General features: G+C 72.7%; 7 protein-coding genes. All 7 read left to right on the forward strand.

All coding sequences use genetic code 11. The features are described 5' to 3' along the window. Positions 1–308: 308 nt before the first annotated feature. Positions 309–1,205 carry a squalene synthase HpnC gene (gene hpnC / locus K7787_RS12895; protein ID WP_019985319.1) on the forward strand — a complete coding sequence of 299 codons (897 nt, stop codon included), beginning with the start codon at positions 309–311 and terminating at the stop codon, positions 1,203–1,205. Further along, a complete protein-coding gene (gene hpnD / locus K7787_RS12900; RefSeq protein ID WP_009191622.1) occupies positions 1,202–2,152 on the forward strand; it encodes a presqualene diphosphate synthase HpnD in 951 nt (316 codons plus the stop codon). Before hpnC ends, hpnD begins: the two co-directional genes overlap by 4 nt. A gap of 136 nt (positions 2,153–2,288) precedes the next feature. After that, positions 2,289–3,719: a hydroxysqualene dehydroxylase HpnE gene (gene hpnE, locus K7787_RS12905; RefSeq protein WP_223001468.1), complete on the forward strand. Its 1,431-nt coding sequence runs from the start codon at positions 2,289–2,291 to the stop codon at positions 3,717–3,719. A gap of 71 nt (positions 3,720–3,790) precedes the next feature. Beyond that, positions 3,791–4,855, forward strand: coding sequence for a polyprenyl synthetase family protein (locus K7787_RS12910; RefSeq protein WP_164387415.1), 1,065 nt, complete (start codon positions 3,791–3,793; stop codon positions 4,853–4,855). 116 nt (positions 4,856–4,971) lie between these two features. Next, positions 4,972–6,996, forward strand: coding sequence for a squalene--hopene cyclase (shc, locus tag K7787_RS12915; RefSeq protein ID WP_019985322.1), 2,025 nt, complete (start codon positions 4,972–4,974; stop codon positions 6,994–6,996). Then, positions 6,996–7,688: a 5'-methylthioadenosine/S-adenosylhomocysteine nucleosidase family protein gene (locus tag K7787_RS12920; RefSeq protein WP_223001469.1), complete on the forward strand. Its 693-nt coding sequence runs from the start codon at positions 6,996–6,998 to the stop codon at positions 7,686–7,688. The genes shc and K7787_RS12920 overlap by 1 nt, the downstream gene beginning before the upstream one ends. A gap of 5 nt (positions 7,689–7,693) precedes the next feature. Then, positions 7,694–8,605: adenosyl-hopene transferase HpnH (hpnH, locus tag K7787_RS12925; protein ID WP_223001470.1), on the forward strand; the 912-nt coding region annotated here is incomplete at its 3' end.

An 8,605-nucleotide genomic window follows, 5' to 3' on the forward strand; every position in this document is an offset into this window, starting at 1 on the left:
CAAAGGAAGCGTCAACTCCCGCGGCGCCAAGGAATCTTGATAACGATCGGTGTGTTGTTGTGATGTGCAGGACACCCCCATGCGGTTCGCTGCGTTGTACAACGTAAGCTGTACCGGTCCCGGAAAGCGGCAAGTGGGGAGATAATGCGCGACACCCTCCGCCAGGGCCGCCGCCCGGACGGCAGGGCGGCGTGTCCGAAATAGTGTGTGTCGGGTCGGCAGTGTAGAACGGGAGATGTGACGGCAATGGCTACGGAAACTCCCCAGCTCAACGCAGCATGTGCCGTCCCCGCGCCGGGCAGCGGACGATGACGGCGACGAGCGCGGCGCACGATCTCGAACGCGCCACCCTCGACAAGGCCGCGGGTGAGAACTTCCCCGTGGCGCCGTTCTTCCTGCCCCGCGCCTGGCGCACCGACCTCATGGCCGTCTACGGCTTCGCCCGTCTCGTCGACGACATCGGCGACGGCGACCTGGCCCCCGGCGGCGCCGACGCCCGGCTGCTCGGCGTGTCGGCCACCGACGCGCAGGACCGCCTCGTGCTCCTCGACGCCTTCGAGGCCGATCTGCGCCGCGTCTTCGACGGCACGCCCCGCCACCCCCTGCTGCGCCGGCTCCAGCCCACCGTCCGCCGGTGCGCGCTGCCGGTCGAGCCGTTCCTCGGCCTGATCGCCGCCAACCGCCAGGACCAGCTCGTCGCCCGGTACGAGACCTACGACGACCTCCTCGCCTACTGCGAGCTGTCCGCCAACCCCGTGGGCCGGCTGGTCCTCGGCGTCACCGGCACCTCGACCCCCGAGCGCGTCCGCCGCTCCGACGCGATCTGCACCGCGCTGCAGATCGTCGAGCACCTCCAGGACGTCAAGGAGGACCTCGGCCGCGACCGCGTCTACCTCCCCGCCGAGGACATGAAGCGCTTCCACGTCCAGGAGGCGGACCTCGCCGCGCCCACCGCCGGCGCATCGGTGCGCGCCCTGGTCGCGTACGAAGCGGAACGCGCCCGCGATCTGCTGAATGAAGGCGCCCCCCTGGTGGGTAGCGTCCACGGCAGGCTGAAGCTGCTGCTCGCGGGGTTCGTGGCAGGGGGGAGGGCGGCCGTCGACGCGATCGCCGCCGCCGCATACGACGTACTTCCCGGCCCGCCCAAGCCCGGCAAGGTCCAGTTGCTGCGCGAGGTGGGCGTGACTCTGCGAGGAGAGGGGTGATCCGGACCGTGGAGTCGGAACAGCACGCGTCCGCACCGGTACTCGCCGCCTACAGCTACTGCGAGGCCGTCACCGGGCAGCAGGCCCGTAACTTCGCCTACGGCATCCGGCTGCTGCCGACGCCCAAGCGCCGCGCGATGTCGGCGCTGTACGCGTTCTCCCGGCGCGTGGACGACATCGGCGACGGCGCGCTGGCGGACGACGTCAAGGCCGCCCGTCTCAAGGACACCCGGGCGCTGCTCGACCGCATCCGGGACGGCGCCGTCGAGGACGACGACACCGACCCCGTGGCCGTCGCCCTCGCCCACGCCGCCCGCTCCTTCCCGATCCCGCTCGACGGCCTCGACGAGCTGATCGACGGCGTCCTCGCCGACGTGCGCGGCGAGACCTACGAGACCTGGGACGACCTCAAGGTCTACTGCCGCTGCGTGGCCGGCGCCATCGGACGGCTCTCGCTCGGCGTGTTCGGCACCGAGCCCGGCGCGCGCGGCGCCGAGCGCGCCCCCGAGTACGCCGACACGCTGGGCCTCGCCCTCCAGCTCACCAACATCCTGCGCGACATCCGCGAGGACGCCGAGGGCGGCCGCACCTATCTGCCCGCCGACGACCTCGCCAAGTTCGGCTGCTCGGCCGGCTTCCACGGGCCGATCCCGCCGGAGGGCTCCGACTTCGCCGGTCTGATCCACTTCGAAGTCCGGCGCGCCCGCGCCCTGTTCGCCGAGGGCTACCAGCTGCTGCCCATGCTGGACCGGCGCAGCGGCGCCTGCGTGGCCGCCATGGCCGGCATCTACCGGCGGCTGCTGGACCGCATCGCCCGCGACCCCGAGGCCGTCCTGCGCGGCCGGGTCTCCCTGCCCGGACGGGAGAAGGCGTACGTCGCCGTGCGCGGGCTGTCCGGGCTCGACACCCGGCATGTGAGCAGGCAGACCGTCAGGAGGCGGGCCTGATGGACGCACCGGCCACCGGCGCCCGGCCGGAGAGCAGGCGGCGGGCAACCCGCCGCTGCCGCACGGCGTCCCTGACGGCGACGACCGGCGGCGAAGCACCCGCTCACCGCGGCGGACGAACAGGGGAGGGCGCGCGATGAGCGACGGCACGCTACCGCAGCAACCGCACGGCGGCACGGCCCGCACCGGCGGCCGGCACGCCGTCGTGGTCGGCGGCGGACTGGCCGGACTCACCTCCGCGCTCGCCCTCGCCGACGCCGGGGTGCGCGTGACGCTGCTGGAGAGCCGGCCGCGCCTGGGCGGCCTCGCCTTCTCCTTCCAGCGCGGCGACCTCACCGTCGACAACGGACAGCACGTCTATCTGCGCTGCTGCACCGCCTACCGCTGGTTCCTCGACCGCGTCGGCGGCGCGCACCTCGCCCCGTTGCAGAACCGGCTCGACGTGCCCGTCCTGGACCTGGCCCGGCCCGAGGGCCGACGGCTCGGCAGACTCCGGCGCGACCCGCTGCCCGTACCCCTGCACCTGGGGCGCAGCCTGGCCGCCTATCCGCACCTCTCGCTCGCCGAGCGCGCCCGCGTCGGCCGTGCCGCACTGGCGCTGCGCTCCCTCGACCCCGCCGACCCGGCCCTGGACGCGACCGACTTCGGCAGCTGGCTGGCCGCGCACGGGCAGTCCGCGCGGGCCGTCGAGGCACTGTGGGACCTCGTCGGGGTCGCCACCCTCAACGCGCGAGCCGCCGACGCCTCACTGGGGCTCGCCGCGATGGTGTTCAAGACCGGTCTGCTGTCCGACCCGGGCGCCGCCGACATCGGCTGGGCCCGCGTCCCGCTGGGCGAACTGCACGACCGGCTCGCCCGCAAGGCGCTCGACTCCGCGGGCGTGCGTACCGAGGTCCGGACACGGGTCACCTCCCTCTCCCCCAACGAAAACGGCGGCTGGAGCGTTCAGGTTCCCGGCGAGAGACTCGACGCGGACGCCGTCGTGCTCGCCGTACCGCAGCGCGAGGCGCACGACCTGCTGCCCGCCGGCGCCCTGGACGCACCCGAACGGCTGCTGGAGATCGGCACCGCCCCGATCCTCAACATCCACGTCCGCTACGACCGCAAGGTGCTCGCCGCCCCCTTCGTGGCCGCCCTCGGCACCCCGGTGCAGTGGGTCTTCGACCGCACCGAGGCCGCCGGCGTCCAGCACGGCCAGTACCTGGCGCTGTCCCAGTCGGTGGCGCAGGACGAGATCGACACGCCCGTCGCCGACCTGCGCGAGCGCTATCTGCCCGAGCTGCGCCGCCTGCTGCCCCGCACACGCGAGGCCGAGGTCGTGGACTTCTTCGTGACCCGGGAGCGCACGGCGACGTTCGCCCCGGCCCCCGGCGTCGGCCGGCTGCGGCCCGGCGCCCGCACCAAGGCACCCGGCCTGTACCTGGCCGGAGCGTGGACCGCCACCGGGTGGCCCGCGACCATGGAGAGCGCGGTCCGCAGCGGCGTGAGCGCGGCCGACGCCGCGCTCGACGCCCTGGGGCGGCCCCGCCCGACCCGTCTCTTCGTCCCCGAGGAGGCGGCCGCGTGACGTTTCGACAGCGGCCGGCGGCGGACCCCCGCACCTCCGGCACCGCGACAAGAGGAGAGACTGTGCCCACTGTGCCCCCGGCCCCGACGGCCGCTCGGCGGACCGCGGTGGACGTGACCGCGCTGTTGGACCGCGGCCGGACCCTGGCCACCCCGGTCCTCAAGGCGGCCGTCGACCGCCTGGCCCCTCCGATGGACACCGTCGCCGCCTACCACTTCGGCTGGATCGACGCCGCCGGCAACCCCGCCGACGGGGACGGCGGCAAGGCCGTGCGCCCCGCCCTGGCCGTGCTCTCCGCGGAGGTCGCCGGCGCCGCCCCCGAGGCCGGCGTGCCCGGCGCGGTCGCCGTGGAACTCGTGCACAACTTCTCGCTGCTGCACGACGACCTGATGGACGGCGACGAGCAGCGCCGGCACCGCGACACCGTCTGGAAGGTGCACGGCCCCGCCCAGGCCATCCTGGTCGGCGACGCGCTGTTCGCCCTCGCCAACGAGGTCCTGCTGGAGCTCGGCACGGTCGAGGCCGGCCGCGCCGCCCGCCGGCTGACCACCGCCACCCGCGCCCTGATCGACGGCCAGGCGCAGGACATCTCCTACGAGCACCGCGACCGGGTCAGCGTCGAGGAGTGCCTGGAGATGGAGGGCAACAAGACCGGTGCCCTGCTCGCCTGCGCCTGCTCCATCGGCGCCGTGCTCGGCGGCGCCGACGACCGCACCGCCGACACCCTGGAGAAGTACGGCTACCACCTCGGCCTGGCCTTCCAGGCCGTCGACGACCTCCTCGGCATCTGGGGCGACCCGGACGCCACCGGCAAGCAGACCTGGAGCGATCTGCGCCAGCGCAAGAAGTCCCTGCCGGTCGTGGCCGCGCTCGCGGCGGGCGGCGACGCCTCCGAGCGGCTCGGCGAGATCCTCGCCGCCGACGCCAAGAGCAGCGACTTCGAGAACTTCTCCGAGGAGGAGTTCGCGGCCCGTGCCGCCCTCATCGAGGAGGCCGGCGGCCGCGAATGGACGGCTCAGGAAGCACGCCGTCAGCACACCATCGCCATCGAAGCCCTCGACGCCGTGGACATGCCCGACCAGGTGCGGTCCGCGTTCGCGGCGCTCGCCGACTTCGTCGTCGTACGAAAGAGATGATCACTATCGGTCGAACCACCCTCGCGTAGTCGCCGGCCGGTGCAGGAACGTTGCGCGCACCGGCCGACGGCGGACCCACAGCAGCACGACTTGCACGACTGCACGAAGGGGAAGCCATGACAGCGACGACCGACGGAAGCACCGGGGCGACACTGCCGACCCGCGCTGCCGCGGCCAGCGAACCCGTACTCACCACCCCCGTCGCGGCCGGGGTACACCAAGCCGCGGAACACGCCGTCAGGCGTGCCACCGACTTCCTGCTGAGCAGGCAGGACGCCGAGGGCTGGTGGAAAGGCGACCTCGAGACCAACGTCACGATGGACGCCGAAGACCTGCTCCTGCGCCAGTTCCTGGGCATCCAGGACGAGGCGACCACGCACGCCGCCGCGCTCTTCATCCGCGGCGAGCAGCGCGAGGACGGCACCTGGGCCACCTTCTACGGCGGCCCCGGCGAACTGTCCACCACCATCGAGGCCTATGTGGCGCTGCGGCTGGCCGGCGACGCGCCCGACGCCCCGCACATGGCGAAGGCCGCGGCCTGGGTGCGCGCGCGGGGCGGCATCGCCGCCTCCCGCGTCTTCACCCGGATCTGGCTCGCCCTGTTCGGCTGGTGGAAGTGGGAGGACCTGCCCGAACTCCCGCCCGAGCTGATCTACTTCCCCACCTGGTTCCCGCTCAACATCTACGACTTCGGCTGCTGGGCGCGGCAGACCATCGTGCCGCTCACCATCGTCTCCGCGAAGCGGCCGGTGCGCCCCGCCCCGTTCCCGCTGGACGAGCTGCACACCGACCCGGCCCAGCCCAACCCCGTCAAGCCCCTGGCCCCTGCGGCGAGTTGGGACGGCGCCTTCCAGCGTCTGGACAAGGCGCTGCACGCCTTCCGCAAGGTGGCGCCCAAGCGGCTGCGCCGCTCGGCGATGAACACCGCCGCCCGCTGGATCATCGAGAGGCAGGAGAACGACGGCTGCTGGGGCGGCATCCAGCCGCCGGCCGTGTACTCGATCATCGCACTGCACCTGTTGGGTTACGACCTGCAGCACCCCGTGATGCGCGCGGGCCTGGAGTCGCTGGACCGGTTCGCGGTGTGGCGCGAGGACGGCGCCCGGATGATCGAGGCCTGCCAGTCGCCGGTGTGGGACACCTGCCTGGCCACCATCGCGCTCGCCGACGCCGGACTGCCCGCCGACCACCCGCAGTTGGTGAAGGCCGCCGACTGGATGCTCGGCGAGGAGATCGTGCGCCCCGGCGACTGGTCGGTGCGCCGGCCCCAACTTCCGCCGGGCGGCTGGGCGTTCGAGTTCCACAACGACAACTACCCCGACATCGACGACACCGCCGAGGTGGTCCTCGCGCTGCGCCGGGTCAGGCACCACGACCCGGAGCGGGTCGACCGGGCCATCGGGCGCGGGGTGCGCTGGAACCTCGGCATGCAGTCGAAGAACGGCGCCTGGGGCGCCTTCGACGTCGACAACACCAGCCCCTTCCCCAACCGGCTGCCGTTCTGCGACTTCGGCGAGGTCATCGACCCGCCGTCGGCCGACGTCACCGCGCACGTCGTGGAGATGCTGGCCGTCGAGGGCCTGGCCCACGACCCGCGCACCCGGCGCGGCATCCAGTGGCTGCTGGAGGAACAGGAGCCCGACGGCTCGTGGTTCGGCCGCTGGGGCGTCAACTACATCTACGGCACCGGCTCCGTCGTCCCCGCCCTGACCGCCGCCGGACTGCCCGGCTCGCACCCGGCGATCCGCCGCGCGGTGGCCTGGCTCAAGCGGGTGCAGAACGACGACGGCGGCTGGGGCGAGGACCTGCGCTCCTACCGGGACTCCAAGAAGTGGAGCGGCAAGGGCGCCTCCACCGCCTCGCAGACCGCGTGGGCGCTGATGGCCCTGCTGGCGGCCGGGGAGCGGGACTCCGAGGCCGTCGAGCGCGGCGTGCGGTGGCTCGCGGACACCCAGCGGGAGGACGGCTCCTGGGACGAGCCGTACTTCACCGGCACCGGCTTCCCGTGGGACTTCTCCATCAACTACCACCTGTACCGGCAGGTGTTCCCGCTGACCGCGCTCGGCCGGTACGTCCACGGCGAACCGTTCGCCGCCCAGGCTCCCGCCGGCCGGCCCCTCGCCGAGGCCAAGGGGAGCTGATGGCGACCCGGCCCGCCCCGCCCCCGCTGCTGGTCGCCTGCGCGCTCGGCATCGAGCACGTCGCCCTGCGCACGGGCGAGCGGCGCGCGCGCCGCCGCGGCGAGGCGCGCCGCCCCGGCGCCGCGCCGGGCGACTGGGGCGGCGGCGGGCCCGTCACCCTCCTGCGCACCGGCATGGGACCCCGGGCGGCGGAACGCTCCGTCACCCGGGCCCTGGCCGGGCCGGATCTGGCCCGCGCCGCCGTGCTGGCCACCGGCTTCTGCGCGGGACTCGCCCCCGGCATGCACCCCGGCGACCTGGTCGTCGCCGAGGAGACCCGCGACGCCCGCGGCACCGTCGAGTGCGTGGGCGCCGAACTGCTCGTCAAGGAACTCACCCGCGCCCTGCCCGGCCGCACCGTCCACACCGGTCCGCTGACCGGCTCGGACCATGTCGTCCGGGGCCCGGAGCGCTCCGATCTGCGCGCCACCGGGGCGATCGCGGTCGACATGGAGTCGGCCGCGACCCTGCTGAGCGCCGTCCGCGCGGGCGTCCGCCCCGTTGCGGCCGTCCGGGTGGTCGTGGACGCCCCGGAACACGAACTCGTCCGGATCGGCACGGTGCGCGGTGGAATATCTGCTTTCCGTGTTCTCCGTTCCGTACTGCCGACTTTTTTCGAATGGCACCGCAATGTGCTACTCCCCAGGAGGTGAGCCAGATGGCCATGCCACTGCGCCAGTCCATCAAGGTCGCTACATATCTGGCCGAACAGAAGCTGCGCAAGCGGGACAAGTTCCCGCTCATCGTGGAGCTGGAGCCGCTGTTCGCCTGCAACCTGAAGTGCGAGGGATGCGGCAAGATCCAGCACCCGGCCGGAGTGCTCAAGCAGCGCATGCCGGTCGCCCAGGCGGTGGGCGCGGTGCTGGAGTCGGGCGCGCCGATGGTGTCCATCGCCGGCGGTGAACCGCTGATGCACCCTCAGATCGACGAGATCGTGCGTCAGTTGGTCGCCAAGCGGAAATACGTCTTCCTGTGCACCAACGCGATGCTGCTGCGCAAGAAGATGGACAAGTTCACCCCCTCGCCCTACTTCGCCTTCGCGGTGCACATCGACGGGCTGCGCGAGCGGCACGACGAGTCGGTGGCGAAGGAAGGCGTGTTCGACGAGGCCGTGGCGGCCATCAAGGAGGCCAAGCGGCGCGGCTTCCGGGTGACCACCAACTCCACCTTCTTCAACACCGACACCCCGCAGACCATCGTCGAGGTCCTCAACTTCCTCAACGACGACCTCAAGGTGGACGAGATGATGATCTCGCCCGCCTACGCCTACGAGAAGGCGCCCGACCAGGAGCACTTCCTGGGCGTGGAGCAGACCCGCGAACTGTTCAAGAAGGCGTTCGCGGGCGGCAACCGGCGCAAGTGGCGGCTCAACCACTCCCCGCTCTTCCTGGACTTCCTGGAGGGCAAGGTCGACTTCCCGTGCACCGCGTGGGCGATCCCGAACTACTCCCTCTTCGGCTGGCAGCGCCCCTGCTACCTGATGAGCGACGGCTACGTGCCCACGTACCGCGAACTCATCGAGAAGACCGACTGGGACAAGTACGGCCGCGGCAAGGACCCGCGCTGCGCC

The sequence above is a fragment of the Streptomyces sennicomposti genome, from assembly GCF_019890635.1.
In the GTDB taxonomy this organism is placed as follows: Bacteria; Actinomycetota; Actinomycetes; order Streptomycetales; family Streptomycetaceae; genus Streptomyces; species Streptomyces sennicomposti.